Below are 26594 nucleotides of genomic sequence, written 5' to 3'. Positions count from 1 at the left end.
GGCTAGCCGTTCCCGTTTTCGTTGCCGTTCCCGTTGTTGCTCGGCTCGGGGGCGGGCTGCGGGGCGGCCGGCGCTGGGGGCGCGGGGGCCGGCGCCTGGGGTGCGCGGGTGGCCTGGGGAGCTGCGGGAGCCCTGGGAGCAGTGGTAGCCGGGGTGCGCGTGTTGGTGCCGCCGCCACCGTTCAGCAGGTTGCTGGGCGGGGCGGGGAACGGCTCGGTGCCGTATGCCGGCGCAATCCGGGACATGAAGTTCGAGAACATGGGGCCTGCGATCATGTAACCGTCGATGCCCTGGTAGAACTTCCCGTTGACGGTGATGTTCTGGCCGGCACGGTCCTGGGCGCCCAGCGCGTCACCGAACCAGGCAGCAGTTGCCAGGCCGGTGGTGTGTCCAACAACCCACGTGGAGCCGTTGTTGTTTGACGTACCGGTCTTCGCGCCAATGGGGAAGCTGGTGCGGGTGGAGATCCTGGGCTGGATCAGCGCGCCGGAGCCGCGGTTCAGCGTTTCCTGCAGGGCGTAGTTGACGCCGCGGGCGACTTCAGGCTTGAGCGCGTCCCGGCAGTTGCTGGACTGCGCCGGCAGGGCGGCCCCGGTCTGGTCAGTCACCGCTGTGATGGCGATGGGCTCGCAGTACTTCCCGTCGTTGGCGAACGTCGCGAAAGCGCTGGCCATGGTCAGCGGAGCGGTCTGGGTGGAACCCAGCAGGTTGGCCAGTGTGGACATGTTGATTTTCGGGTTGGGCTCGCCGTTCGCGGGCAGCCCGCCATGAAGTCCCACTGCGTCCACAACCTTCTGGATTCCACAGAAGTCCAGTTGTGCCGCTGAAGCGAAGGTGACTGTGTTGATGGAGTTGTAGAGGCCTTCAAGGACGGACAGGGGCCGGTACCACTGGGGTTCTGCGTTCTGCAGGTCATCAGCGGCGCCGAGAGCCTTCTGCGCCGTGTTGTAGGCGCCGGTGACCTCGCCGCAGGAGTTGCGCCACGGGAAGTTCAAGGGGTAGCGGCGCTGCGCTGCGTTGACAACGGTGTTCATGGACTTGCCCTCGTTAAGCCACTGCGCAAACGTGAACGGCTTCATGGTGGAGCCGGGCTGTGCTCCGCCCAGGCCATTGAGGTCGTTGCCGTCCTTGTCCAGCTTGTCCACGTTGAAGTTCACCTGGGAGTCGAAAGCACCTTCAGCAGGCAGGAAGGAGGTGTTCTGGGCCATCGAGACGATCTTGCCGGAGTTGGGCTGCACGGAGACCATGGCAGCGCCCCACTTGTCCGGGTTGGCGCCGGCGGAGGCGTTGACCTGTTCCTGGGCGGCGGCCTGGGCGGCCGGGTCCAGCGTGGTGGTGATGGTCAGGCCGCCGCCATAGATGAGGCGCTGGCGTTCCTTGGCATCGGCACCGTAAGCAGGGTTGTTCTCCAGCAGGTGCAGCACGTAGTCGCAGAAGTACGGTGCTGTGGAGGCATACGCGCAGCCCTGCCGCGCCGGGGTGATCTTGGTTTCCACGGGGGTGGCGACGGCGGCGTCGTGATCGGCCTGGGTGATCTTGCCTTGGTCAAGCATCAAACCAAGAACCAGGTCACGGCGCTGCTTGGAGCTCTCCGGGTTGCTGATGGGGTCGAACGCAGAGGGGCTGTTGACCAGCCCGGCGAGCAGCGCAGCCTGCGGAAGCGTGAGGTCCTTGGCAGAGGTGCTGAAGAAGAACCTGGAGGCGGCCTCAACGCCATAGGCGTCACGGTTGAAGAACACGATGTTCAGGTAGCCCTCAAGGATCTGCTCCTTGCTGAACTCCTTCTCCAAGGCAATGGCGAGCTTCATCTCGCGGAGCTTGTCGCCTACGCCTTTGTTGACGCCGTTCAGTTTGATGTCTTCGTCCCGGCCCTCGGCGGCGAGGTTGGCGTTGAGGACGTTGTTCACGTACTGCTGGGTGACGGTGGAGGCGCCCTGCCTGTTGCCGCGCGCCGTGCTGACCAGGGCGCGGAGGATACCCGTGGTGTCCACGCCGCCGTGCTCATAGAAACGGCTGTCCTCGACGGCGATGACAGCGTCCTTCATGAACGGCGAAATCTGGTCCAGGGCAACCCTGGTGCGGTTCTCCGTGTAGACGCTGGCGATCTCGCTGCCGTCCGCTGCCAGGATCCTGGTGGTCTGGTTGGGCGGATCAACCTTCAGCTCGGCCGGAAGTGTGTCGAAGAACTCGATCGAACCGCTGGCTGCGCTGCCCGATACCGCTGCCGCGGGAACCAGCAGGCCGGCTACCAGGACACCACAAATCGCACTCACGCCAAGGAAAACGAGGATCTTTCCGAGGGTGGTGGCAGTATCGAATAAGGGGTTCTTACGAGTCGCCATGTTTTCCACTTTACCGGCAAGGACTAGTCTTTCTCTCATGACCAAATGGGAGTACGCGACGATTCCGCTCATTATTCACGCCACAAAGCAGATTCTGGACCAGTGGGGAGAGGACGGCTGGGAGCTCGTCCAGGTTGTTCCCGGACCTGACGGAAACGGCTTGGTTGCCTACCTGAAGAGGGAGAAGCAGTAGCATGAGCATCCCCGCAGAAGCCCAGTCCGGCACGGCCGCCGGCCCCATTTCCGCTGTTGAGCAGCGCCTTGCCGAACTCGGAATCACACTTCCCGAGGTGGCCGCTCCGGTGGCTTCCTACGTCCCGGCCGTGATCTCCGGCAGCCATGTGTACACCTCCGGGCAGCTCCCCTTCATCAACGGCAAACTCGAAGCCACCGGCAAGGTTTCGGCGGGCACCGAAGGGTTCGCCGAGGAGCCTACGGTTTCGCCGGAAGACGCGCAGCGTTACGCTGCCGTGTGCGCGGTCAATGCGCTGGCGGCTGTGAAGAGCGTGATCGGGGACCTTGACCGCATCACCCGCATCGTCAAAGTGGTCGGCTTCGTCTCCTCGGACCCGTCCTTCACCGGACAGCCGGCCGTCGTCAACGGCGCGTCGGAACTGCTGGGACGAGTCCTCGGCGACGCGGGCCAGCACGCCCGTTCCGCCGTCGGCGTTGCTGTCCTCCCGCTCGACTCTCCCGTAGAAGTCGAACTGATCGCAGAATTCAGCTAGGACCGGTCGCTTCCCTTGCCTCAGCTCGCCCGACGCCTTTTTGCACTACCCCAGGATCTTGAAGGGGCGGCGCAGAGCTGGCTCGAACACGGTGAACGGACCCCCCGGGCCGCGCGCCTTGCATCATCCGTGGTCCTGCTGCGGGATTCCCCCACCGGCCTGGAAACGTGGCTGGCCTACCGGCCCGGTTCCTCGCCGCTGGGGGTTCTTGCGTTCCCCGGCGGTTCCCTTGATGCAGCCGACGATGACCCCGTCGGCTGGCTGGGCCCGTCACCGCAGTATTGGGCTGAGCAGATGGGAACGGACGACGTCGGGCTGGCGCGCCGTCACGTGGTGGGCGCAATCCGGGAACTTTTCGAGGAGACAGGCGTGCTGCTGGCCGGCGCCGACATGTCGAGCACGGTTGAGGCGACGTCCACGCCGGAGTACATGCGTGCCCGGCTTGCAGTTGCCGAGCAGGAGAAGACCTTTCCGGAAGTCCTCGCCAAGCGTGGGCTGTCCGTCCGGACCGACCTGCTGAAGTCACTCGTGAACTGGCGCAGCCCGGACTTCGCACACCGCAGGTTCGACACCCGCTACTTCGCTGCCACCGTGCCCCTGAACCAGCAGCCCACGCTGCTGGAAGGAAGAGGGGTGTGGGGCAGGTGGGTGAACGCTGCCGATGTCATCGCCGGACGTGACACCACCGACCTCGGCGACGAGGTGGGGCAGGAGAACACGGTTGGCCGAACCCTCAGCGAACTCCTGGTGCCCGGTTCCGAAATCATGCTCGAGAAGATGGCCTCTTCCAACGGCTGCATCGCGTACCTGAGCTACAAGCGCAAGGCCCATGTCTACCAGCCCAGCCTTGTTGAAGAGGACGGCCGGCTCCTCCTTGAGGTGGAGGCTGCGAAGACCGTACCCGGCGATCCCCAGCGGGAACGCTAGATCCTGCGGAGCGTGGAGTAGGGGACGCTGGGAAATGTCCCTGCGGTCCAGGGCCGAATCGAGGGCTCCGGCGGGATTTCGCCGCGGCCGTCACGGATTACCAGGACCACCGTCCCGGCTATGGCAGCCAAAGACACCAGTCCCAGCAGGATTAACAGGACAGCCAAAGCCACAGACATCGCCATGCACCTCGTGGCTTAATTTTACCGCCGTGCGGCTGCCCTGACCCTGGACGCTCTCTCACCTTTCGCCGGTTTTTGGCGGACGCTCTCTCACCTTCGCCCCCGGATGTGAGAGAGGCTTCCCCGAAGGGCGGCAGGATGTGAGAGAGGCTTCCCCGAAGGGCGGCAGGATGTGAGAGAGGCTCCGTGGGACGGTACGCTAAAGGCCGCCCCTAAGGGCGGCCTTTCGCTGTTGCCCTAGCGGGAGCGCTGGCGGAGGCGCTGCATGTCCAGGATGACAACGGCCCGGGCTTCCAGGCGGAGCCAGCCGCGCTGGACGAACTCGGCGAGGGCCTTGTTCACGGTTTCGCGGGAGGCGCCCACCAGCTGGGCCAGCTCTTCCTGGGTGAGTTCGTGAGCCACCAGGACACCGTCCGTGGCCGGTCGGCCGAAACGGTCGGCGAGGTCAAGCAGTGCTTTGGCGACACGGCCGGGGACGTCGGAGAAGACCAGGTCCGACAGGGAATCGTTGGTGCGGCGCAGGCGGCGGGCCAAGGCCTGCAGAAGCTGCGCTGAGACCTCTGGACGGGTGCGGAGGAGGTTGTTCAGGCTCTCGTTCTTCAGTCCTGCCAGCCGGGTCTCGGACACCGCGGTTGCCGTGGCGGTGCGGGGGCTGGGATCGAACAGTGCCATTTCGCCGAAGAGCTCACCCGGGCCAAGGATGGCGAGGAGCGATTCGCGGCCATCGGGGGAGGTGCGGCCGAGCTTCACCTTGCCGGAGACGATGAAGTAGAGCTGGTCACCCTGGTCGCCCTCGCGGAACACTGATGCGCCGCGGGAAAGGTCCACCTCGGTGAGCTCATCCGTCAGCAGACGGAATGCGTCGTCGTCGAGCGTGGCAAAAAGGGGTGCTCGGCGCAGTACCTCGATGTCCATAAAATCTCCTGAATAAAAGTGTCGGCTGTGGCGGCTTGTGCCATTGTTTCAGAATTTTCAAGGTTCTGTGACGAACTTGGCACCCGAAACGCCCCTATGACGGGCCTCGACGTCATGATCGGCGGTATTTTGACTGGGCCGCGATGGCAGGTCCGGGAGTGCGCGGGGAACCGGTAGCAACAGGAGCTGGTCCCTCAGGGGATTGTCAGCCACCACTATTAGAATGAGGTTTCAACTGTTATAAGGAGCCTTCGTGGTCGGCTTGACTGTCCTGGATCTGATCCTGATCCTGGCTTTGCTGTCCTACCTGGTCTACGGCTTGCGCAACGGTTTCCTTGTGACGGCAGGGGGCATCGCCGGATTCGCTGCCGGCGCAGTCGCTGCCTTTTTCGCAGTTCCCCTGGTGAGTGGCTTTGTTGAGGATCCGGGATGGAGGCTGACCGCCATTGTGGCGGCCGCCGTCGTGCTGGTGGTCCTGGGACACGGCCTGGGGACCATGGTGGGACGGCAAATCCGCGGCATCGTGCGGATCCGGCCCCTGCGGGCGGTGGACCGGCTTGTGGGCGGCGCCGTCAATGTGGCGGTTTCCGCGCTGGTGATGTCCATGCTGGCCTTCAGCATCAGCTCCCTGGGTGTGCCGTTCGTGTCCCAGCAGCTGGCCCAGTCCAAGGTCATCAGGTTCATTGACGGGCTGACCCCCGACCCCGTCAAAGCCACGATGGCGCAGCTGCGCTCCACGGTGATCGGCAACGGCATACCCACGCTGTTGGAAGGGCTGGAACAGGGCCCCACGGTGCCGGTACCAAACGCCAGCACGGATACCCCCGCCTTGAACAGGGCAGCCCAGTCCGTCCTAAGAATCGCCGGGACGGCCTATCAGTGCGGGCAAAACCAGACGGGTACAGGGTTTGTTGTCTCTGAGGACCGCGTGGTGACCAACGCCCACGTCGTGGCGGGCGTGTCGGAGCCCGTGGTGGAATTGCCCGACGGCGGCGCGATGCCCGGGCGGGTGGTCTATTTCGACACGAAGCGCGATCTCGCGGTGTTGGCCGTCGAGGACCTTCCGTCCGAGCCGCTGCCCCTGAGCGCCGACCTTCCCGGTGGCAGCGCGGCCGCTTTCGCCGGCTACCCGCACGGTGGTCCCTTCCAGTCAAAACCGGCCACCATCCAGGACATCACCACGGTGCTGGTTCCGGACATCTACGGGAGCAACCCATCCCCGGAGGAGATCTACCGCTTGGCGGGCGATGTGCAGCCGGGCAACTCGGGCGGGCCGCTGCTGACCATGGACGGCCAGGTGGCGGGCGTGATTTTCGCCAAAGCCACCTCGGACACGGAGATGGGATTCGCCATCACCATGGATGACCTGAATCCGGTAGCCGCACAGGCCCCGGCACTGAGTGCGCCTGTTTCATCCGGGCAGTGCATCCAGAAGTAGTCGGCGCGTGGTTGTGCGCTAGAGGACTTCGGCCAGGTAGTCGATGGCCAGCCGGTATCCGGTGACGCCTGCACCCACAATCACTGCCGCGCACACCGGCGACAGGTAGGAGTGGTGCCGGAATTCCTCACGCTGGTGGACGTTGGTGATATGGACTTCGACGGCGGGGAGCTGCACCGCGGCGAGGGCGTCACGGAGCGCCACAGACGTATGCGTGAAGGCGCCTGCGTTGATGACAATGCCGGCGGCGGTGCCCCGGGCCGCGTGGATGACGTCCAGCAGGACGCCCTCATGGTTGGACTGGACGCATTCAACGCTGAAGCCGTGTGCTTCCGCTGCCGTTACGGCCAACTGCTCCACGTCGGCAAGAGTTGAGGTGCCGTACTTTTCCGGCTCGCGGGTGCCAAGGAGGTTCAGGTTGGGGCCGTTGATCACAAGAATGGTGCCGCGGCCGGCATCGACGGCGGAGGAGGCTTCAGTCATGGATGACAATCTATCGGGTGGGCCATAATCGGCGTCATCCTCTGCAGCGTGGGCGACCCCTCACGATTGTTTCGAGCAACATGTGAAGGAGAAGCCCCGGCACTGGATTTTTCCCGCGAAGCTGCACGTCCGGCAGTCCTGCGGCTGACCTTAGAGCGGCCCCCTAGAGGGAGGCGAGCCTCAGCCGGCCCACTTTTTCCTGCAGGATGCGCTGTGCCTCGGCACCAAGACCGGGATCACTGATGACCTCATCGACTTCCTCCAGGGAGGCAATGGAGCTGATGCCCAGCAGTCCCCACTTGGTGTGATCCGCGAGCACCACAGTCTTACGGGCGGCGGAAACGAAGGCCCGGTCTGTTTCGGCCTCCAGCAGGTTCGGGGTGGTGAACCCGGCGTCGGCATCCATCCCGTGAACCCCGAGGAACAGCACGTCCAGGTGCAGCTGCTTCAACGCCGCGGTGGCGATGGGCCCCACCAGCGCGTCCGACGGCGTGCGCTCGCCGCCGATCAGGATCACTGTGGACGGGTAGCGGGCTGAACCGGTGGACGCAGCGTGGTGGAACAAGTCAGCAATGCGCACCGAGTTTGTGACAACAGTGATCCGGGGCCCGTTGGCGAGCTCCTTGGCCAGTGCCCAGGTGGTGGTTCCGGCGCTGAGGCCCACCGCCATCCCCTCCTGCACCAGGGTGGCCGCCTCAACGGCGATGGCACGCTTCTCTGCGGTCAGTTGGGTGGCCTTCAGGTCGAAACCGGGCTCGTGGGTGCTGGTGTCGCCCGGGACCTTGGCACCGCCGTGGATCCGTTCGAGCCGGCCGCCTTCCTCCAGCACCTCGATGTCCCTGCGGACTGTCATCAGGGAAACCCCTAGCTGCTGCGCCAGGTCCGAAACCCGGACAACCCGCTCGCGCTGAAGAGCATCCAAAATGGCCTGGTGGCGTGCGACGGCGAGCATCAGGGCGATCCTTCGGGGCAGGGGGCGTGTCTGCTCCCAGCATACGGCGACGGCGCCGCCCACTGTGGTGGGCTGCGCCGTCGTCGTCGTTTCCTACCTCCGGATCTTACTTCCGGAGAGACGCCGCGATCTGTTGCATGATCGTGGGGTCGGAGAGGGTGGTGGCGTCGCCGGGGTCGCGGCCTTCGGCGACGTCCTTGAGCAGGCGGCGCATGATTTTCCCGGAGCGGGTCTTGGGCAATTCGGGGACCACCAGGATGTTCTTGGGTTTGGCGATCGGGCCGATTTCCTTGCCCACGTGGTTGCGGAGTTCCTGGACAATTTCGTCGCCCGAGTCCACGGCGTCGCCGCGGAGGATGACGAACGCGACGACGGCCTGGCCGGTGGTTTCGTCCGCAGCACCGACGACGGCGGCTTCGGCCACGGCGGGGTGGGAGACCAGGGCGGACTCGATCTCGGTGGTGGAGAGCCGGTGCCCGGAGACGTTCATGACGTCATCCACCCGGCCCAGGAGCCAGATGTCGCCGTCCTCGTCCTTCTTGGCGCCGTCACCGGCGAAGTACATGGTCTCGAACCGGGACCAGTAGGTGTCCTTGAAGCGCTGCGGGTCACCCCAGATGCCGCGGAGCATTGCGGGCCAGGGTTCGCGGATCACCAGGAACCCGCCATGGCCGTTGGGCACCGATTCGCCCATCTCGTCCACCACGTCAACGGCGATGCCCGGCAGCGGGACCTGCGCCGAGCCGGGCTTGGCGGCGGTGACGCCGGGCAGCGGGGCGATCATCTGCGCGCCGGTCTCGGTCTGCCACCAGGTGTCCACGATGGGGGTCCTGTCCCCGCCGATGACATTCCGGTACCACATCCAGGCTTCGGGGTTGATGGGTTCGCCCACGGAGCCGAGGACCCGGAGGGAGGACAGGTCGTACTTGTCCGGGATTTCCCGGCCCCACTTCATGAACGTCCGGATGGCTGTGGGTGCGGTGTAGAGGATGGAGACCTTGTACTTTTCCACGATCTCCCACCAGCGGCCCTGGTGCGGGGAATCCGGGGTGCCCTCGTACATCACCTGGGTGGCGCCGTTGATCAGCGGGGCATAGGTGACATAGGAGTGGCCGGTGACCCAGCCGACGTCGGCCGTGCACCAGTACACGTCCGTGTCCGGGTGCAGGTCGAACACGGCCTTGTGCGTGTAGGCGGTCTGGGTGAGGTAGCCGCCGGTGGTGTGCAGGATGCCCTTGGGCTTACCCGTGGTCCCGGAGGTGTAGAGGATGAACAGCGGGTGCTCGGAATCGTGGCCCACGGCGGTGTGCTCGGCGGAGGCGGCCTCCACGGTGTCGGCCCACCAGTGGTCCCGGCCCTCGGTCCAGTCCACGTCCTGGCCGTTGCGCTTGACCACCACCACGTTCTGCACCGTATGGCCGTCCCTGGCAAGGGCGTCGTCGACGGCCGTTTTGAGGGCGCTGGGCTTGCCGCGGCGGTACGTGCCGTCCGCGGTCACCACGAGCTTGGCCTCGGCATCCTCGATGCGGGAACGCAGGGCATCGGCGGAGAAGCCGCCGAACACCACCGAGTGCACGGCGCCGATCCGGGCGCACGCCAGCAGCGTGATCACCGCTTCGGGGATCATCGGCAGGTACACCGCCACCCTGTCGCCCTTGGCCACACCGAGGGACTCGAACGCGTTCGCCGCCTTCTTCACCTCATCGGTCAGTTGTGCATAGGTGTAGGTGCGGGTGTCGCCCGGTTCGCCCTCGAAATAGATGGCCACCCGATCCCCCCGGCCGTTCTCCACGTGCCGGTCCAGCGCGTTGTACGCCGCGTTGACCTCCCCGCCAACGAACCACTTGGCGAACGGCGGGTTGGACCAGTCCAGTGCCTCATCGAAATCCTTGCTCCAGCTCAGCAGCTCCCGCGCCTGCCGGGCCCAGAAAGCCGGCCGGTCGGCGTCGGCCTCCTGATACTCCTCCGCGGTGACGACAGCGTTGGCAGCGAACTCCGGCGAAGGCGGAAAGGTCCGGGTCTCATGGAGGAGGTTTTCAAAGGCATCGCCCTGCTGTGCCGAGCCTGCGGAAACGGTTGCCGTGGAGCTTGGAGTGTCCTGGGACATGTGAACCTCATCATTCATCGATCTTTGCTGCGCGGGATGCTGAGCACCGGCCGGGCTCCGCCGCATGCACGGCATTGGGCACCGGCCGATCACGGACATACCGCAAAGAGCTGTTCCGGAATCAAGACTAATGCTTGCCCGGGCGGGTATGTGTGCCGTGTCACAGACGTACCCGCGAACGGCGTCCATTAAGCGGTGAATGGTTTGTCCAACGTCGCGGAGGCGCTGCGGCGGCCTCCGTTCAGCTAGTGATCAGCCCGGCTCTTGACTAGGCTGAAATGGAATTGTGACTTCACACCGGACCGTTGCGGACAGGCATAGCCAGCGCTTGGCCGCAGGGGAACCGGTGTTACGACGGCACGATGTCGGGGCCACCGGCCCCGGTGCCGCCACGCTAAGGAGAACAGAATGAACCAGCAAAGCTTCGGCCAGAAAACCGGCCCCGACACGGCAACAGGTTCCGGCGCCGGGCCTGCCACCGGGGAAGGCCAGCAGGCCACGTCCGCGGGCAAGCCCTCAGCCGCAGGCCTTGCCAAGGACGCCAACCAGACAGTGCTGGGTCCATTTACCGTGCGGGACCTGGCCGTGTTTGCCGCCACCCTCATCCTGTTCATCGCTTCGCTGCTGCCAATCTTCGGCGGCCGCTACAACCTGTGGAACCTGAACAACCTCTTCTTCCTGGGCCTGGGCATTGTCCTTCCCCTGATCGTCAGCGCCCTTTTCGCCGCCCGCAGGCTGGCCCCCACCACCAGGATCCGCATCGGCTCCCTTTCCATTGACCAGTTCGCGTCTGTGGTGGCCTGCTTCGCCGTCGCTTTCTTCTTCCTGTCCGTGGCCGGCGCCTACGTGCCCAGCCTGATGGTGGGCCTGGTCGGCTCCCTGGTCCTGTTCGCGGCGACGGTCCTGGGCCGCTTCCTGCCATATCTTTCGGGCGACTTCCAGGGGCGCACGGAAGTGCCCGCCCACGTAGTGGCCCGTGAAGCCGCTGTTCCGTTCCAGAAACCCCGCGCACCCAAGCAGCCCAAGCCTGAGTCGGCCTCCAAGCCAGGGGGCGGGAAATTGCTGGGCGCTGCCGGCGGCAAACTCTTTGGCGGTGCCGGTGGAGGATCCTCGGCGGTCAAGCCGGGGGCGTCGGACCATGCACAGGCTACTGCGGCGGTCCCCTCGGCAGCCGCGGCCCACACTCCGGCCACTGCTGCTGTCCCCACCGCCGGCGTTCCGGCGGCCGCCCGGCCCGCAACGGGCGGTCCCATGTCCACGGCCCCCGAAGCTTCAGACCGTGCTCCCGAAGGTGACGCCGGCCCGCCAACCCAGGCAGCCGACGTCGTACGCCCCGGCTCCGCGTCCGCCGCCGAAGAGACGCAGTTCGGGGACGTCCCCGTGAGGGGCGGTGGAGCAAATGGATCCTCTGCAGCGCCGCATCATGACGGCACTGCGCAGCCGGCTGGGTCTGCTCAGCGCAGCACGTGGGAGCCCCCGGCGGCAACCGCAGTGCACCAGCAGGTCCGCGCCGAGGAACCGATCGGGGCCACGGTGGACCCCGCCAGCCGGCACGACGAGTCGGACGAGCAGCCCATCCATGAGGCGTTCTGGTTCGCTGTCGCCCAGCACCGCACCGCCTATGATCCACGCACCGGTGCGCCGGCCTTCGTCATTGAACCGGGTGGTTGGGTCCTTGCCCTTGAGGACCGGGGCCACGAGTTCCTGGTCCAGCACACCGACGGGCGGCTGGGCGTCCTGCGCGACCTCAGCAACATCGAGCGCGGCTAACACCCATGGCAGCGCCCCGTGCCGACAGGGCCGGCGGAGGTGCCACCTCCGCCGGCCAGGCAGCCGGGATGCCGGTAGTCTCCTCCGAGTCGGTGCTCGCGTTGAAGCGGCGCGCACGGCGTATCAACAGGGCCCTGGCCGAGAAGTACCCCTACGCGCACGCGGAGTTGGATTTCACCAACCCCTTCGAACTGCTGGTGGCCACCGTCCTCTCGGCCCAGACCACCGACGTCACCGTCAACCAGATCACGCCGCTGCTCTTCCAGCGCTACCCGGACGCGCGGTCCATGGCCGAGGCAGACCCTGCCCGGCTTGAGGAGATCATTAAGCCCACCGGCTTCTTCCGCGCCAAGTCCCGGAACCTGATCGCCCTGGCCACCAGGCTGGTGGATGAGTACAACGGGGTAGTGCCCGGCCGGCTCGAGGACCTCGTCACCCTGCCTGGAGTGGGACGCAAGACCGCCAACGTGGTGCTCGGCAATGCCTTCGGCATCCCCGGCATCACGGTGGACACCCACTTTGGGCGGCTTGCCCGCCGGTTCGGCTGGACGCAATCGGAAGACCCCGTGCAGATCGAGTCCGACGTAGCGGAGCTGTTCGAGCCGAAGGACTGGACCATGCTCTCGCACCGCGTGGTGTTCCACGGACGGCGTGTCTGCCACTCCCGGAAGCCCGCCTGCGGGGTGTGCCCGGTGGCGAACTGGTGCCCGAGCTACGGGCTGGGCGAAACGGATCCGGTGAAGGCAGCCAAGCTCCTGAAGTACGAGCTCGCCCCCGGCAGCGAGGAGCTGCTGGCCGAGCTGCTGGCAGATACTGCCAGGGCGGCCGAAATCCGGATGGCCTCCAGGAAGAGACCGTTGTGAGCGCCCGCGAGGACCTGCTGGAGCTGGCCCGCCGGGCGGAATCAGGTGATGGTTCTGCCCCTGATCCCCGCTGGGCTGCCTTGACGGTGGACAAGGAACGCGCGCGCAGGGCTGCGGTGCTCCTGCTCTTCGGCGCGCTCGACGACGTCCCAGCTGTCTCCGGCAAGCCCCTGGCGCCGGCCGACCTTGACGTCCTGCTCCTGGAACGCGCCCACACGCTGGGGTCGCATCCAGGGCAGGTGGCCTTTCCCGGGGGCGGTATCGACGCGAAGGAATCCCCTGTCGAGGCAGCCCTTCGGGAGGCCGAGGAAGAAACCGGGCTCGACACAGGCGGCGTCGAAGTACTCGGCACCCTCCAGCAGCTGGGGCTGGCACACAGCAATTTCCTCGTGACGCCGGTGCTCGGGTGGTGGCGGTCGCCGTCGCCCGTCAGGGTGGTGGACTACGCCGAATCCGCGCAGGTCTTCCGGATCCCCGTCCGTGACCTGCTGGACCCGGACAACCGCGTGATGGCCACCGTCCACAGGGCGGGGCGTACTTTTGACAGCCCCGCCTTTACCGTCAACGGCGTGGTGGTGTGGGGGTTCACCGGGATCGTCCTCAGCGGACTCTTCGACCAGCTCGGCTGGTCTGTTCCGTGGGACAGCACCCGCCTGCACCCGATGGGCGTGTAAAAAATTAGGGAAGCCACGCGCGCCTTTGAGCGCGGCTGCCCGGTCTCGTGCGGGCGCCCCTGCCGGGGCACCCGTGATTATGCGGGGATCAGGCCTCTTGCTGCCGCAGATCCACCACTATGCCTGTCGCTGCGTTCTCCCGCATCGCTTTGACGCCGTCCAGCACCGTATTTAATGACTTGAAATTGGGTGAGACGGCAACGATGTTGCCCTCAGCGTCCGTGAGCCGCAGCCGGTACGACTCGTCCCCTACATGATGAATTTCAAATCTGCCCGCCATATGCCGGATCTCCCCTGGGTATGCGTCATTGCATCAGTTTCGGCACCGATCTGCCTCAGTCACCGCTATGAACTGTAACGCCCGTCACGCGGCCCGTCGAGCTACTGCCGAGTAGATTACTTTCCTCGACGTGAAGGGGCACAGAAACCCGGCTGGCGTGCCTTCATTTCGCGTGGTCGTAGGAATCGACTACCGCGATGCTCACCGGAAACTCCACCGGAATTGGGCCAAACAACAGCTCTTTGGCGGCCCTGGCGGCGTCTTCGATGGCCTTGATGCAGGCCTCCACCCCGTCCGCGGGTGCATGGACCATCACTTCGTCGTGGAGGAAGAAGACCAGGTCGGCGCTGACGGTGCCTGCCGTCCGGAGGGCGCGCAGCCGCCGTCGTAATTCCGCAAGCCAGCACGCCGCCCAGTCAGCGGCCGAGCCCTGGACCACGAAGTTCCGCGTGAAGCGGCCCCGGGAGCGGGCAATGGACTCCGCCCGGCGCTGCTCCTCCGCGGTGGCGGAGCGCTGGCTCTGGAACCAGAGGTCCGACGGCGGCGGGCTGCTGCGGCCCAGCCGCGTCGTCACCGTTCCGCCTGACTCGCCCGCGCGCGCTGCCCGCTCCACGAAGTCCACTGCCCGCGGATACGTCCGGGCAAGCTGGGGCATGAGGCGTCCGGCTTCGCCCGATGTGGCGCCGTACATGGCGCCCAGCAGGGCCATCTTCGCCTTCGCCCGGTCGCCGCCGAAACCCTTGGCGGCGATGCCTGCGTACAGGTCCTGGTCCCGGGCAGCCTCAGCCATGATGGAGTCCTGGGCCAGGGCCACGAGGACGCGCGGCTCCAGCTGCGAGGCGTCCGCAACGATAAGTTTGTGGCCCGGATCGGCATGGACCGCGCCGCGGACCTGGCGCGGGATCTGCAGGGCGCCGCCACCTCGGGACGCCCAGCGGCCTGACACCACGCCGCCCACCACGTATTCGGGCCGGAACCTGCCGCCGGCCACCCACGCGTCGAGCCAGGCCCAGCCGTTGGCTGTGTGCAGCCGGGACAGCTTCTTGTACTCAAGCAACGGCGTAATGGCGGGGTGGCTTGATTCCCTCAGCTCCCACTTCCGGGTGCTTTTCACCTCGATACCGTTGCGGTGGAGGGCACGCATCAGGTCCTGCGGGGAATCCGGGTTAAGCGCGGGTGAGTTCAGCAGCGTCCGGAGCTCCGAACTCAGGGCTTCCAGCCTGGCCGGCCGGTGGCCCAGAGGCGGGCGGGGCCCCAGGTGTTCGGCAAGGATCTTTTCGTGCAGGTCTTCCCGCCAGGGAACGCCGGCGTGCTGCATCTCCGCGGCAATCATCGCCCCGGCCGATTCCGCAGCCAACAGCAGCAGAAGCCGGTTGCGTCGGTTCTCCCCGGTGTCCACCGCCGCGACCGCAGCCTGCTGGGCGGCATATTCAGACCTTAGTTCGGCGGGCGTGCAGCGGGGTGCGGGACCGGCGCCAGGCTCCTCGAAGAGGGCACCCTGGTCTGCCGGCGGCCGAGGCGGCAGGAGCGCTTTTGGCGGGAGCATAGGATCATCCACCGGGATCCTGCCGGTGTTGCGCGCGTACTCGGTGTGGGCAGTGAACTGCGAAAAGGCAAGGATGTTTCCGCAGAGGCTGATGTCATGGCACCGCTCCAGTTCCACCCCGGCCGCGAGCAGGTCCGGGTACCAGTCCTGCGTGCGGTGCCAGATCCAGCGGGGCGGCTGTCCGCCGGGCCGCTTGTTTTCGAGTTCGCGGACGACGGCGGCCAGGTCGCCCCGGGCGACCAGGCGGGGTTCGGGGTTGGCGGGCTGGGGGAGTCCGGCCTGTGTGAGTTCCTGGAGTGCCGCGCCATGGGGGTGGGCGGCAAGCAGCAGGTACATGCTCCAATTGTGCCTTGCTCCCGGGGGTTCCCATGTGCGGCCTGGCTTCTTCCGGCGGGTACTGGCGGGCTTTTCCACATAGCGGGTGCGGTGTCTTATGCGGTTCAGGCTGGCCATGGAGAGTGGCTTCATGAGCAGGCACCAGTTGACCCCTTCCCACACCGGGCCTGGCGGCTCACCACGGTCAGCCGGCATGGGGACTGCGCATCCCGCTGGCACAGGTACGGGGGATGGTGACATTGACGCCTGGCTGCCCGATGGATCGGATGAGGTGCTGCTGGTGACGTCATCGGCATTTCTCCGTGCCGAGGTGGAACGGATTGTTGCTGCCGCCGGTGCCCACCTGCGTGTCGCGGGTGACGCAGCCGAGGCCGGCAGGCATTGGGACGCGGCCGGCGCAGTTTTGGTGGGAAGTGATATCCGTGAACTGCCGCCCCGGCGCCGGGCACCCGCGGTGCTGGTGGGGCTCGACGGTGAAGGTGACAGCCTGTGGCATCTGGCCGCCGCCCTGGGAGCAGAACGGGTGGCTGTCCTGCCGGACGCCGCGGCGTGGCTGGCCGACCACCTCAGCCGGTCCCGTTCACCAGGGCCCGGCGGGCTCGTCCTTGGCGTAACCGGAGGATGCGGCGGCGCCGGGGCAACCACGGCTGCTGTCTGGATAGCACAGGCAGCGGCAGGACTCGGAGCCCGTGTGTTGCTTGTCGACGGCGATCCCTGGGGTGGCGGGGTGGAACTTGCCATTGCCGCAGAGGAGAGCCCGGGCCTCCGGTGGCCCGATCTCGCCGAGGCGAGGGGCAGTATCGATCCGGTGCAACTCTCCGATTCCCTGCCCGTTGCCGGCGGTTTCTCATTCCTATCGTGGCCTGCCGGCAGGGACCAGTCCGTTGCAGTGGCGGCTGCTACCGCTGCAGGTGTACTGGACGCTGCCCGGCGGGGGTACGAACTGGTGGTCGTGGATATCGGCCGCAGGACAGAGCCGCTCCAGACCTTCGCCTGGGACTGCGACCGCATCCTGCTGGTGGTCCCCGCACAGCTGCAGGCAGCCGTCGCATCGGTGCGTCTGCTGCAGGAGTTTCCCCCGGTTGAGGCTGCCCTCCTGGTCCGTGGAAAGTCCGGTGCCGCACTGGACGGTTCATTGCTCTCCGGGTCCATCGGATTGCCTGTTCAGGGACGGGTACCTGAACTGCGCGGAGTCGCCGCAGCCATGGAATCCGGCCGGCTTCTTGACCTGGGCAAGCGGCGGGGTGTCCGGCAGTTTGCTGCGTCCGTACTTAATTCGCTCGGAGACGATATGCCGGTGGGCGGGATGGCATGAGGCAGCACCCCGAAGTGGAACCACCTCAACCTGACACCGCAGGACGTGGCCTACCCGGATCCGGCAATGGTTCCCGGCGCAGCGCGCGGATTCTGGACGCCTACCAGGGTGCACCGCATCAGGACAGTCCCGGCGTGAAGGGCCCACCTGGTGCCGGGCGAACCAGCGGCCCGAGTGTGGGCGAACGCAGGCGGGCCGGCCGCGGACAGGACGTCCGGAACAGGCGTGCCGTTGATGCCGGGCTTCTCGAATCGGTCCGCGAAACCATGATGGCGGACGCCGGGGCGGTCACCCCGTCCCGGGTAGCCGCAGCTGTGCAGGCCACCGGCAAGCTCCTGGGTACCGCAGGCTCCCTGGCCGCAGCGGAACGGATCAGCGCTGAACTGAACGGGCTGGGACCGCTGCAGGAGCTTACCCGCGACCCCGCCACGACGGACATCTTCGTGAATGCCCCTGATTCAGTCTGGGTGGACAGGGGCCAGGGCATCGAGCGGACGCCGCTGGTCTTCGACGGTGAAGCCCAGTTGCGGGCGCTGGCCTGCAGGTTGGTCGCAGCCGGCGGACGACGGCTGGACGACGGCTCGCCCTGCGTCGATGTGCGGCTGGCCGGCGGCTATCGTGTCCACGCCGTGCTGCCGCCGGTCTCCACCGCAGGGACCCTGCTCAGCATCCGGATCCGGCGGGAAAAGGTTTTCACCATGAGCGAACTCGGCGCGGCCGGATTGTTCGGCCCGCGGCTGCAGATAGTCCTCGAGAAAATCGTGGAGCACAGGTTGAGCTTCCTGATCAGTGGTGCCACCGGATCCGGGAAGACCACGTTGCTCTCCACCCTGCTGGGGCTGTGCTCCCCGGAGGAGCGGCTGGTCCTGATCGAGGACGCGTCTGAACTGAACCCTGTCCATCCACATGTCGTATCGCTGGAATCCCGCCACGGGAACCTGGAAGGTGGCGGGGAGGTGGACCTTGGCGAACTGGTCAGGCAGGCACTACGCATGCGTCCGGACCGGCTGGTGGTGGGTGAATGCCGCGGCGCGGAGGTCCGCGAGCTTCTCACTGCCATGAACACCGGCCACAGCGGCGGGGGCGGCACCATCCACGCGAATACAGCCACCGCTGTTCCGGCCCGGCTGACTGCCCTCGGTGCCCTTGCAGGGTTGGGTCCCGACGCCGTGAGGCTCCAGGCTTCCAGCGCCCTTGACGTGGTCATCCACGTCGAGCGGACACCCCGGGGCCGGGAGGTAGCGTGCGTGGGTATCATCGGCGACGGCCCGGACGGGCTCATTGTCGTCCCTGGCTTGCAAATGGCGGCAGGTGTTCCTGGCCCGGCATGGCCGGCGCTGGCTGCCCGCCTGGGACTGGACCCGGCGGACTTGCCGTGATTTTCCTCCTGGCCGTGGCCCTGTGCTTGGCCGCGGTGCTGATGCTCAAGCCGCCTGGTGGAGCGGCGGCCAGGCTGCGGCGTGCAGCAGGGCAGGGCCAGGCGTTTGCATTCAGCTCCGCGGGAAGTCGGTTCAGTCCTTGGGGCAGGCCCAGGGCCAGGAAAGGCACAAACCTGCGGACATCGCCGATGACCCTTGTGGTCCAGCAGCTCGCGGCGCTGCTCAAAGGCGGCAGAACACCTGCACGGCTGTGGGACGAGCTGTGGGTGGTGTACGGGGTTGCAGGCCAGCCCACGCAACCACTACGCCTGCACTCCGCACCTGTGCCATTCCACCCCTCGAAGTCCCCGCCGCCTTCCTCCTCCGGCGGCTTGTCTGCCTGCTCTGTTGCGGTGCTGGGTTCTGCCCGCGCGGCGGCAGCAAGCGGCACTCCGGTTTCGGAGGCAATCCGGAGGACGCTCCCGCCCGTCGGCGGGGACCGGGAGGCCCGGATCTGGTCCGAGCTGGCCGCATGCCTCGACATTGCTGAAGCAAGCGGCTGTCCCCTGGCCGACGTCCTCACCAGATTTGCCGCCCAGCTCGAAGTGGAGGACGACGCCGACGCAGCGCGGCAGACCGCCCTGGCCGGACCCAAAGCCACGGTGACCCTCCTGACCTGGCTCCCGCTTATGGGGCTGGGGCTCGGAGCGGCATTGGGGGTGGATCCGGTCGCCATCCTGCTTGGCACACCCCTCGGGCTGGCAGCCCTGGCGGCCGGGATCACACTGACTGTGGCCGGAAGGATATGGTCCGCGCGGCTTGTGGCGGCGGCGGCCGGTGCGGGGGCGGCATGACGGAAAATCAGGTACTGGCCTTCGCCGTCTTCCTGGCCCTCGCCGCTGCTGTCTGCCTCGGCTGCGCCGGACGGGGGGCGGTAAGGAACCGCCTCCACAATCTGCCCCTTGGCGTGAGGAATGACGCAGACCGGGTGGGGGACGAAGCCGCAATCACGAGGAAGCGGGGAGGACCCGGCCTCAAAGACACGGCCATGATGCTTGAACTGGTCGCGGCGATGCTGGATGCAGGTTCCAGCATCGGCCGCAGCCTGGAACTGGTGGCAGCCTCGGCATCAGACCGGTACAGCGATTCGCTCCGGCCGGTTGTATCGGCTCTGGCCATTGGCGCCGACTGGGACACAGCCTGGCGCAGCTCGGCCGTCCGCCTCCCCGAGATCCTGGAACTGCGGGACGCCCTGGGGTTCGCGGCGCTGACCGGCGCGCCGTCGTCGGCCATCCTTTACGCGCAGGCCGCCAGGCTCCGCCGTGAACGGTTCCGGGCTGCGGAGAAGCGGGCAGCCTCACTCGGGGTGAAGCTGGTGGTTCCGCTTGGCCTGTGTTCGCTTCCGGCATTCATTTGCCTGGGCGTGGTTCCCGTGCTGCTGGCCCTGGTTCCGTCCGGCTCCTGACCGAAGGAGGTTTTCGGCGCCGTGCTCTCGTCCCCTCACAGACGGATCCCCTCACTGACGGGTCCCTGTTGCTCCGGATCCGTCTGCTTGTTGTTGTCCCTCCGTGCCCGCCCTCCGGTCTTGTCCTCCACACCAGGAAAGAGGCCGGGCTTTTCCACTTAGGGAACCAACAGCCTTACCGGCCAAAGCACGGCGCGGAAGAGTCAGGACAGCCGGCAACACCACCGGTCCCAGGAAAGGAAACACCACATGTCCATGAACCACCACCGCCGCTACTTTGCCGCCCCTGCCGTGCCGGCAGCTTCCCGCAGGGACTTCAGGGGACAGAGCGACAACCGGCACCGCAACGCGACGCACGACGGCAAGGCGGGCAGTACCTTGCCAGGTAACGTTGTCGAGCTGTACCCGGGTGCAAGCCTCCTCCCGAACCGCGGGCCCGTGCGGCTGATGGGGTCTGAAACCGGGATGGCTACTGCCGAATACGCGATCGCCACGCTGGCAGCAGTAGGTTTTGCCGGGCTCCTCGTCTTCATCCTCCGCAGTGACGAGGTCCGCGGCTTCCTGCTGACCCTGATCCGTGCCGCGCTGGCGCTGCCGTGACCAGCAGGGGTGCGCCACTGCGGGGCTCGAAGCCCGCGAGACGCCGCGGATGCACGGGATTCCTCAACACCGGATTGTTCGGCGGAAGTGATGCCTGGAAGGAATCCCGAGGTGCCGTAACAGCCGAGTTTGCCGTCACCTTGCCTGCTGTCGTGACTCTGCTGGCCATGCTCCTGGCTGGTGCCGCTGCAGGCGTCACGCAGCTGCGGATCGAAGAGGGAGCGCGTGCCGGCGCACGTGCACTGGCGAGGGGTGAGGATCCTGCCAATGTCCAAAGTACAGTCAGGACCCTGGCCGGCGGCACTGCCTCGGCCTCGGTCGCGGCCGAGGATGGGTGGTTCAGCATCACAGTAAGCGACCGGGTGGCTGGCCCCCTTGGTTCCTCGTTTCCATGGACTCTCACTGCCCTCGCTTCCACCCGCAGCGAGTCAGCTGCCGCAAGCCAGGCCAGTGGCCTGACCGAGGGCAGGGGGAACAGGTGACCGGCGGATCCCCGGACGCTGTTCCCGCGGGGAACTTTGGGTGGAGGGGGCAGTGCGGGCCGTACAGGGTGAAGCCGGGCCCGGCGGACACCCGTGAAAGGGGCTCCGGCACGGTCCTGGCTGCAGGTCTTGCACTGGTGGTCATGATGGTGATGGCGATGATGTTGTTGCTGGCCCAGGCGGCCGTGCTGGCGAGCAGGGCAGCCTCCGCCGCTGACCTGGCCGCTCTTGCCGGAGCCGACGCGCTGCGCGGCATCACAGACGGCGAACCCTGCGCGGTGGCTGTTGAGGTGGCAGCCCGCCACGCCGCCGCTGTACTCAGTTGCGTTGAAGGTCCAGGACAGATACTTGAGGTCAGGACAGAGCTGGGGGAGCGGTCGCTGCTGGGCCCGGCGAACGGCCATGCCCGTGCCGGACCTCCGCCTTAGGCGGGCCGGAAGCCTCCGCTCGGCTCGCTCACTGGAGTCATCTCCGTCGCATCCTTCAACAGGACGTCCAGGAGGGTCACGGCGGCGGCCTTGTCCAGCGGGTTGTTCTTGTTCCCGCATTTAGGGGACTGCACGCAGGACGGGCAGCCGGAGTCGCACTCACAGGCCTTGATCGCGTCCCGGGTGGCCGCCAGCCATACCTTCGCCTTGTCGTAGCCCCGTTCAGCAAAACCCGCGCCGCCGGGGTGTCCGTCGTACACAAAGATAGTGGGCACTCCAGTGTCGGCGTGCAGGGCAGTCGACACCCCGCCGATGTCCCAGCGGTCACTGGACGCCACCAGGGGCAGGAGGCCGATCGCTGCATGCTCCGCGGCGTGCAGGGCTCCCGGGAACTGGGCTTCGATGAGGCCGGCTGCTGTCAGTGACCGGTTGTCCACCACGAACCATACGGCCTTGGTGAACAGCTCCCGGGCGCCCAGGTCCAGTGGTTCCTCGCCGAGGATCTCATTGGAAATCAGGGCTTTGCGCTGGAACGAAACCACCTGCGTGGTGACCTTCACGTCGCCGAAGTGGACTGTGACGTCTCCCCATTGCGTGGTGCGCTGGGTCTCCAGGACTTCGATCTGTGTGACATCCCGGGCGGTGGTGTAGTAGTCGGGGTTGGCACGGCGGACCACCACGCAGTGGTCGTCTTCGTTCAGGTCCTCCACCACGTAGCTGTCACCCTGGTGGATGTAGACCGCGCCGTTGTGCGCCTGGTAGTGGGTCTGCGGCGAATCCATCGTTCCGAGGAGGGAGCCGGTGTCGGCGTCCACAATGCTGACAGGACCACCGCCGTCGGCGCGCAGGCTGACCATGGCGGCGGCGCTCTGGGAGTGCGTCCAGAACCAGCCGGCCGGCCGGCGCCGAAGATAGCCCTGCGCCACCAGCTTGTCCAGGAGTCCCTCCGCCGTTCCACCGAAAAGGTCCAGCTCGCCCGTGCCCAGCGGAAGTTCCGCCGCCGCGGCACACAGGTGCGGACCCAGCACGTAAGGATTGGACGGGTCAAAAACGGTGGCTTCAACGGAGACGTCGAAAATTGCCTCCGGATGGTTCACGAGGAACGTGTCGAGGGGGTCGTCACCGGCAACGAACGCGGCGATGGCTTCCTGCCCGGCCCTGCCCGCCCGCCCGATCTGCTGGAAAAGGGAAGCCCGGGTTCCGGGCCAGCCCGCCACCAGAACAGCGTCAAGCCCGGAGATGTCGATGCCCAGCTCCAACGCCGAGGTGCTGGAAACTCCCAGCAGCCGGCCGGACCGGAGGGCTTTCTCCACCGCACGGCGTTCCTCGGGCAGGTAGCCGGAGCGGTAGGCAGCCACCCGCTGCGGCAGGCTTGGATCCACCTCGTCCAAGAGCCGTTTGGTGATGGAGGAGATGGTTTCTGCCCCGCGGCGCGATTTGATGAAGGCGATGGTGCGGATCTGCGCTGACACCAGGTTGGCCAGCAGGTCTGCCGTTTCGGCCACTGCCGTGCGCCGCTCCCTGGCGCCGTTCTCGCCGCGAACTTCCGTCAACGCGGGTTCCCAGAACGCCACGGTGGTGGCACCATGCGGCGAACAGTCGCGGGAGACGGCCTTGACGGGTGCGCCGATCAGCCGGGAGAAGGAGGCATCAGGGTCTGAGGCGGTGGCTGACGCAGCAATGAACACAGGTTCCGGGTAGGCGGTCCCGGCTCCGTAGTAGGCGCAGATGCGCCGCAGCCGCCGCATCAGGTTGGCCACGTGGGACCCGAACACGCCGCGGTAGCTGTGGGCTTCGTCCACGATCACGTAGCGGAGGCGGCGGAAGAACCCGGCCCACCAGGCGTGGTTGGGCAGGATGCCGAAGTGCAGCATGTCCGGGTTGGCCAGGATGAAGTTGGCGTGGTCCCGGATCCAGCGCCGGGAGGCAGGATCCGTGTCGCCGTCGTACGTTTCCGCCCGGACGGTGGGCAGTTTCAGGGCCCGGATGGCATTCAGCTGGTCGGCGGCCAGCGCCTTGGTGGGCGAGAGATAAAGGGTGACGGCGCCGTCGTCATGGATCTTTCCGGGGTCTGCAAGGACGCGCAGTTCCGAACGGTGGATGGCATCCAGGGCCGGAAGCTGGTACGCCAGCGACTTGCCGGATGCAGTCCCCGTGGCCACCACGACATGTTCGCCGCCGTGGGCAACGTTCGCCGCTTCCACCTGGTGCCGGTATGGCTCCTGGATGCCCCGGGAACCGTACGCGGCCACCAGGTCAGGGTGGACCCAGTCCGGCCACTGCTCATACACTGCCGGGCGGGCCGGGATGGTGCGCACATGACGGAGCTGTTCCGGGTCCGGGCCGCGGCCCAGCAGCGGAATCAGGGAGTCATGGGGGTTCACTCCAACATTGTTTCACCCGGCAGGGGCCCGGCCCGTCCGGTTCGCCGAAGGGGGAAACCGGCCCGGCCGAGGGGATTGCCTGGAGAAAGGACTCAGCTGAGCGAAAGGTCGGCGCCGTTGTGGGATGCCGAGAGCATGAGCACCCGCGAGACCGTGCTCCATCCCAGGTGGGAATAGAGCTTCTGGCCGTCAACGGAGGCCAGCAGCAACCCGGTCTCCACATCATGCTCGAAGGCCTGGGCAGCAAGGGCCCGCATAATGAAACTGCCCAGCCCGCGGCGCTGGAAGCCCGGTTCGGTGATGATTTTGTCGAACACGGCGGTATCGCCCACCACGAACACCCGCCCGCTGGCAGCGACAGTGTCGCCCGAGCGTACCTCGGCGTAATGCACGCCATTCTGCTCGGAAAGGAAGAGTTCGAGGTCATCGTCAGAGAGCCAGGGGTCTTCGGCGTCCTGCGTTTCCATGTCCACGATCATCATGGTTTGTGAATAAGAGGTGATATTCAGTCCATGCCTGCCGGCGAGCGCTGAGTAGCGCTCAATGTCGTTGGTGAGGATCGTCAGCCCCCGGGCAGGGGCTTCTGCCGTCCTGGCGGCCAGGGAAGCGAATTCGTCGTCGGTGGGGTCGGAGGCGAAGTATTCCCATTCACCACTGGTGTCGGCCCGGAGGGCAGCGGGAAAGCGGCCCTCCGCAGATGTCTGGTACCCGCGGCAACCGGCCCAGCCGGCCACCCACACTTCAAGAAGGCCAGTGATGTCTTCAATCATGGTTTCCGGACTCATGGCATGAACACTATTCCAGCCCGTTCGCCAGCAACAGGGGGTGGCAGGGGTGCTTATGCAATTGTGATGCAGGGCCGCTGCACCGACGCAATCCGGCGCCCAGCCGCATCCTCCCGTGCCATGCCGGTCCCGATCAGCTCCCCGGCCCCCAGCCGGTACCCTTAAATACGTGGCTTTGAACCGAATTGTGCTTTTTTACGGCTTTACCCCCATCGCTGACCCCGACGCCGTGCGGCTCTGGCAGCGGGCCCTGTGCGAGAAGCTGGGACTTACCGGGCGCATCATCATTTCCAAGGACGGCATCAATGCCACCGTGGGCGGCGAAATCGGAGCCGTGAAGCAGTACGTCAAGACCACCCGGGAGTACAAGGGCTTCCACGGCATCGACGTTAAGTGGTCCGAAGGCGGTGCGGAAGACTTTCCGAGGCTCAGCGTCAAAGTGCGCGACGAGATCGTCTCCTTCGGCGCACCCGGTGAACTCCGGGTAGACGCCAACGGGGTCGTCGGAGGCGGGACGCGCCTGTTGCCCGAAGATCTGCACGAACTGGTGGACGCTAAGAAAAAGGACGGCGAGGAGGTGGTCTTCTTCGATGGCCGGAACGCCTTCGAAGCCCAGATCGGCCGGTTCAAGGACGCTGTGGTCCCCGATGTCGCCACCACCCACGACTTCATCAAGGAACTTGAGTCCGGCAAGTACGACGAACTCAAGGACAAAGCCGTGGTTACGTACTGCACCGGAGGCATCCGCTGCGAGGTGCTCTCCAGCCTGATGGTGAACCGCGGCTTTAAAGAGGTCTACCAGCTGGATGGCGGCATCGTCCGGTACGGCGAAACCTTCAAGGACCAGGGCCTCTGGGAGGGCTCCCTCTACGTCTTCGACAAGCGCATGCACCTCGAATTCAGCGAGGACGCCAAGACCATCGGCGAATGCGTCCGCTGCTCAGCGCCCACCAGCAAGTTCGAAAACTGCTCCAATCCCAGTTGCCGCACCCTCACGCTGTACTGTGCCGGGTGCGCCTCCAGCCCGGAGACCCTGCGCTGCCCGGAGGGCTGCGCGGCCTGAAAGGGGTCTCAGCGCCCGCCTGAACAGTGAAGGGCAGCGCTCACAGGCGCCGCAGCCGGTAGGCAAAATTGGCGCCGGTCCTGGCCTCCACCTTGATGCTCAGGGCCGTTTCCGCGGAAAGATAAACAACGTTTTCCCTGGTGACTCCGCACCTTAGGCCGAGGTCCACCAGGGTGAGCGATTCGCTGCGGACGGTGAATGTCACCCGCCGTTGGCTCCGGCAGGCCAGGGCCAGCGCATAAGTGCCGGTTTCAAGGACAGGGGTGGCCTCGGTCCGCACTTCCCCGGCGTGCAGCAACCCGGCTCCGGAATGGACCACAAGCTGCGTGGTGTCGGGCAGCGTCCGGGTGACCCAGTCCTCAAGCTGTGCTTCCGTCACGGGGTCGCGCCGCAGCGGGTCGCGCGTGAACAGCGGCCCTGGCAGGGCTGTGCCCTCCGTCTCCGCCGGCACGGACCAGTCCCGGCCGTCGTCGTAGGTGTATTCACAGCCGCCCAGCATCCCTGCTGCCAGCACAATGCCAAGGACGACGGCGGCCGCCGGCTTCCGCGTCAGCGGCGCCCGTGCTGTCCGTACGGGACGGGGCGCGGAGGATCTCCGCACGCTGGGCATAGTCCGACCTTATGCCCCCCTGCGCGGGCGGGCCAGAGCAGAAAGACCCGCTATTCTGCGGGCACCAGGTGGTAGGCGTAGATCAGTGGAGCGTCCACGCTGGAGGTACTGATTTCCAGGGTGCCGGCCTCCTGCAGCGTAATCCTGGTGGTTTCGAGGCTGCCGTTGCAGGCTGCACCGTGGTCAACCAGTTCCGCACCGCTAAGTGAGACCGCGAAGAAGGCCTTACCGCCGCCTTCGCAGGTGGCCGACAGGGTGTAGCGGCCCGCTGGAACGTTGGCCGCTTCCTTTATGAGGCGGTCCCGGTTGAGGATCTTGCCGGCGTCCTCGAGAACCGTCCCCGGGGGAGCGGGCAGCGCCGTAGCCCGCCATTGTGGAACGTCCGCGTTCTCGACGGACACCAGGGGTGTGCAGCCAGCCAGGGCAAGGGCTGCGGCCACCACGGTGCCGGCCTTCAACAGGGGCCTGCCGGACGGAAACCGAAGGCCGGGACGGGCGGCAGTCCGGCGCCGGGCGCGCGGAAGGAGGGAGAGTCGGACAGGCATGCTTCCACGCTACCCC

General features: G+C 66.5%; 27 protein-coding genes. 15 read left to right on the top strand and 12 right to left on the bottom strand.

The features are described 5' to 3' along the window. Nucleotides 1-2 precede the first annotated feature (2 nt). Nucleotides 3-2342 (bottom strand): transglycosylase domain-containing protein, encoded by a 2340-nt coding sequence (locus NXY83_RS16905; RefSeq protein WP_258803363.1) that lies wholly within the window; start codon nt 2340-2342, stop codon nt 3-5. Between the two features lie 37 nt (nt 2343-2379). Between NXY83_RS16905 and NXY83_RS16900 the strand changes: the two genes are divergently transcribed. The 3 genes from NXY83_RS16900 to NXY83_RS16890 are packed head-to-tail and all read left to right on the top strand — an operon-like array spanning nt 2380 to nt 3997. Continuing rightward, nucleotides 2380-2535, top strand: coding sequence for a DUF4177 domain-containing protein (locus NXY83_RS16900; protein ID WP_009359196.1), 156 nt, complete (start codon nt 2380-2382; stop codon nt 2533-2535). Nucleotide 2536: 1 nt separating this feature from the next. After that, on the top strand, nt 2537-3070 hold the full coding sequence (locus NXY83_RS16895; RefSeq protein WP_258803361.1) for a RidA family protein: 534 nt from the start codon (nt 2537-2539) through the stop codon (nt 3068-3070). A gap of 15 nt (nt 3071-3085) precedes the next feature. After that, nucleotides 3086-3997: an NUDIX hydrolase gene (locus NXY83_RS16890; protein ID WP_258803360.1), complete on the top strand. Its 912-nt coding sequence runs from the start codon at nt 3086-3088 to the stop codon at nt 3995-3997. Here NXY83_RS16890 and NXY83_RS16885 read toward each other — a convergent pair. Both NXY83_RS16885 and NXY83_RS16880 read right to left on the bottom strand, forming a co-directional pair. Continuing rightward, entirely contained in the window at nt 3994-4176 is a 183-nt protein-coding gene (locus NXY83_RS16885; RefSeq protein ID WP_258803359.1) for a hypothetical protein, read from the bottom strand. The two genes, NXY83_RS16890 and NXY83_RS16885, sit on opposite strands and share 4 nt — an antisense overlap. Before the next feature lie 240 nt (nt 4177-4416). Further along, a complete protein-coding gene (locus tag NXY83_RS16880; protein WP_009359192.1) occupies nt 4417-5094 on the bottom strand; it encodes a Crp/Fnr family transcriptional regulator in 678 nt (225 codons plus the stop codon). 253 nt (nt 5095-5347) lie between these two features. On the opposite strand from NXY83_RS16880, the gene NXY83_RS16875 reads away from it, so the two are divergent. After that, nucleotides 5348-6532 carry a MarP family serine protease gene (locus tag NXY83_RS16875; RefSeq protein WP_258803356.1) on the top strand — a complete coding sequence of 395 codons (1185 nt, stop codon included), beginning with the start codon at nt 5348-5350 and terminating at the stop codon, nt 6530-6532. A gap of 18 nt (nt 6533-6550) precedes the next feature. Here the strand turns inward: NXY83_RS16875 and aroQ are convergent, their stop codons facing one another. The 3 genes from aroQ to acs all read right to left on the bottom strand — a co-directional run bounded on the left by aroQ (nt 6551) and on the right by acs (nt 10074). Further along, a complete protein-coding gene (gene aroQ / locus NXY83_RS16870) occupies nt 6551-7015 on the bottom strand; it encodes a type II 3-dehydroquinate dehydratase (protein ID WP_258803355.1) in 465 nt (154 codons plus the stop codon). Nucleotides 7016-7178: 163 nt separating this feature from the next. Further along, nucleotides 7179-7967 carry a DeoR/GlpR family DNA-binding transcription regulator gene (locus tag NXY83_RS16865; protein WP_258803354.1) on the bottom strand — a complete coding sequence of 263 codons (789 nt, stop codon included), beginning with the start codon at nt 7965-7967 and terminating at the stop codon, nt 7179-7181. Nucleotides 7968-8073: 106 nt separating this feature from the next. Next, nucleotides 8074-10074, bottom strand: a complete 2001-nt coding sequence (acs, locus tag NXY83_RS16860) for an acetate--CoA ligase (protein WP_258803353.1) — start codon at nt 10072-10074, stop codon at nt 8074-8076. A gap of 408 nt (nt 10075-10482) precedes the next feature. Here acs and NXY83_RS16855 point away from each other — a divergent pair, with 408 nt between their 5' ends. The 3 genes from NXY83_RS16855 to NXY83_RS16845 all read left to right on the top strand — a co-directional run bounded on the left by NXY83_RS16855 (nt 10483) and on the right by NXY83_RS16845 (nt 13381). Continuing rightward, nucleotides 10483-11844, top strand: coding sequence for a hypothetical protein (locus tag NXY83_RS16855; protein ID WP_258803352.1), 1362 nt, complete (start codon nt 10483-10485; stop codon nt 11842-11844). 68 nt (nt 11845-11912) lie between these two features. After that, nucleotides 11913-12707: an endonuclease III gene (gene nth / locus NXY83_RS16850; RefSeq protein WP_258806301.1), complete on the top strand. Its 795-nt coding sequence runs from the start codon at nt 11913-11915 to the stop codon at nt 12705-12707. Continuing rightward, nucleotides 12704-13381 carry an NUDIX hydrolase gene (locus NXY83_RS16845; protein WP_258803351.1) on the top strand — a complete coding sequence of 226 codons (678 nt, stop codon included), beginning with the start codon at nt 12704-12706 and terminating at the stop codon, nt 13379-13381. The genes nth and NXY83_RS16845 overlap by 4 nt, the downstream gene beginning before the upstream one ends. Before the next feature lie 88 nt (nt 13382-13469). On the opposite strand, the gene NXY83_RS16840 is transcribed toward NXY83_RS16845, so the two are convergent. Then, complete coding sequence (locus tag NXY83_RS16840) at nt 13470-13661, bottom strand: YegP family protein (RefSeq protein WP_258803350.1); 192 nt, start codon at nt 13659-13661, stop codon at nt 13470-13472. Nucleotides 13662-13824: 163 nt separating this feature from the next. Beyond that, the gene (locus tag NXY83_RS16835; RefSeq protein ID WP_258803349.1) at nt 13825-15543 is read right to left on the bottom strand and encodes a bifunctional 3'-5' exonuclease/DNA polymerase; all 1719 of its coding nucleotides are present in this window, start codon (nt 15541-15543) and stop codon (nt 13825-13827) included. 193 nt (nt 15544-15736) lie between these two features. Here NXY83_RS16835 and ssd point away from each other — a divergent pair, with 193 nt between their 5' ends. From ssd to NXY83_RS16800, 7 genes are all read left to right on the top strand, one after another. Then, nucleotides 15737-16858 (top strand): septum site-determining protein Ssd, encoded by a 1122-nt coding sequence (gene ssd, locus NXY83_RS16830; protein WP_258806299.1) that lies wholly within the window; start codon nt 15737-15739, stop codon nt 16856-16858. Nucleotides 16859-16992: 134 nt separating this feature from the next. Continuing rightward, nucleotides 16993-18237 (top strand): TadA family conjugal transfer-associated ATPase, encoded by a 1245-nt coding sequence (locus NXY83_RS16825; protein WP_309484091.1) that lies wholly within the window; start codon nt 16993-16995, stop codon nt 18235-18237. Beyond that, nucleotides 18186-19070, top strand: coding sequence for a type II secretion system F family protein (locus NXY83_RS16820; protein WP_397427463.1), 885 nt, complete (start codon nt 18186-18188; stop codon nt 19068-19070). Before NXY83_RS16825 ends, NXY83_RS16820 begins: the two co-directional genes overlap by 52 nt. Further along, nucleotides 19067-19681, top strand: a complete 615-nt coding sequence (locus tag NXY83_RS16815; protein WP_258803346.1) for a type II secretion system F family protein — start codon at nt 19067-19069, stop codon at nt 19679-19681. Before NXY83_RS16820 ends, NXY83_RS16815 begins: the two co-directional genes overlap by 4 nt. Before the next feature lie 249 nt (nt 19682-19930). Further along, nucleotides 19931-20281, top strand: a complete 351-nt coding sequence (locus NXY83_RS16810) for a DUF4244 domain-containing protein (protein WP_258803345.1) — start codon at nt 19931-19933, stop codon at nt 20279-20281. A 152-nt stretch (nt 20282-20433) separates the two neighbouring features. Further along, nucleotides 20434-20763 carry a TadE family type IV pilus minor pilin gene (locus NXY83_RS16805; protein ID WP_258803344.1) on the top strand — a complete coding sequence of 110 codons (330 nt, stop codon included), beginning with the start codon at nt 20434-20436 and terminating at the stop codon, nt 20761-20763. A 68-nt stretch (nt 20764-20831) separates the two neighbouring features. Further along, entirely contained in the window at nt 20832-21191 is a 360-nt protein-coding gene (locus NXY83_RS16800) for an Rv3654c family TadE-like protein (protein WP_258806297.1), read from the top strand. Here NXY83_RS16800 and NXY83_RS16795 read toward each other — a convergent pair. After that, nucleotides 21188-23575, bottom strand: coding sequence for a DEAD/DEAH box helicase (locus NXY83_RS16795; protein ID WP_258803343.1), 2388 nt, complete (start codon nt 23573-23575; stop codon nt 21188-21190). The genes NXY83_RS16800 and NXY83_RS16795 overlap by 4 nt on opposite strands. Nucleotides 23576-23667: 92 nt before the next feature. Further along, entirely contained in the window at nt 23668-24360 is a 693-nt protein-coding gene (locus NXY83_RS16790) for a GNAT family N-acetyltransferase (RefSeq protein ID WP_258803342.1), read from the bottom strand. A gap of 169 nt (nt 24361-24529) precedes the next feature. Between NXY83_RS16790 and NXY83_RS16785 the strand changes: the two genes are divergently transcribed. Continuing rightward, nucleotides 24530-25423, top strand: a complete 894-nt coding sequence (locus NXY83_RS16785) for a rhodanese-related sulfurtransferase (protein ID WP_258803341.1) — start codon at nt 24530-24532, stop codon at nt 25421-25423. Between the two features lie 40 nt (nt 25424-25463). Here the strand turns inward: NXY83_RS16785 and NXY83_RS16780 are convergent, their stop codons facing one another. Together NXY83_RS16780 and NXY83_RS16775 are read right to left on the bottom strand one after the other, a co-directional pair. Further along, on the bottom strand, nt 25464-26033 hold the full coding sequence (locus tag NXY83_RS16780) for a hypothetical protein (RefSeq protein WP_258803340.1): 570 nt from the start codon (nt 26031-26033) through the stop codon (nt 25464-25466). Nucleotides 26034-26083: 50 nt separating this feature from the next. Further along, nucleotides 26084-26578, bottom strand: coding sequence for a hypothetical protein (locus NXY83_RS16775; RefSeq protein ID WP_258803339.1), 495 nt, complete (start codon nt 26576-26578; stop codon nt 26084-26086). Between the last annotated feature and the right edge of the window lie 16 nt (nt 26579-26594).

Source organism: Pseudarthrobacter sp. NS4 (assembly GCF_024758005.1).
Taxonomy (GTDB): domain Bacteria; phylum Actinomycetota; class Actinomycetes; order Actinomycetales; family Micrococcaceae; genus Arthrobacter.
This window is presented reverse-complemented; position numbering and strand designations above follow the sequence as displayed.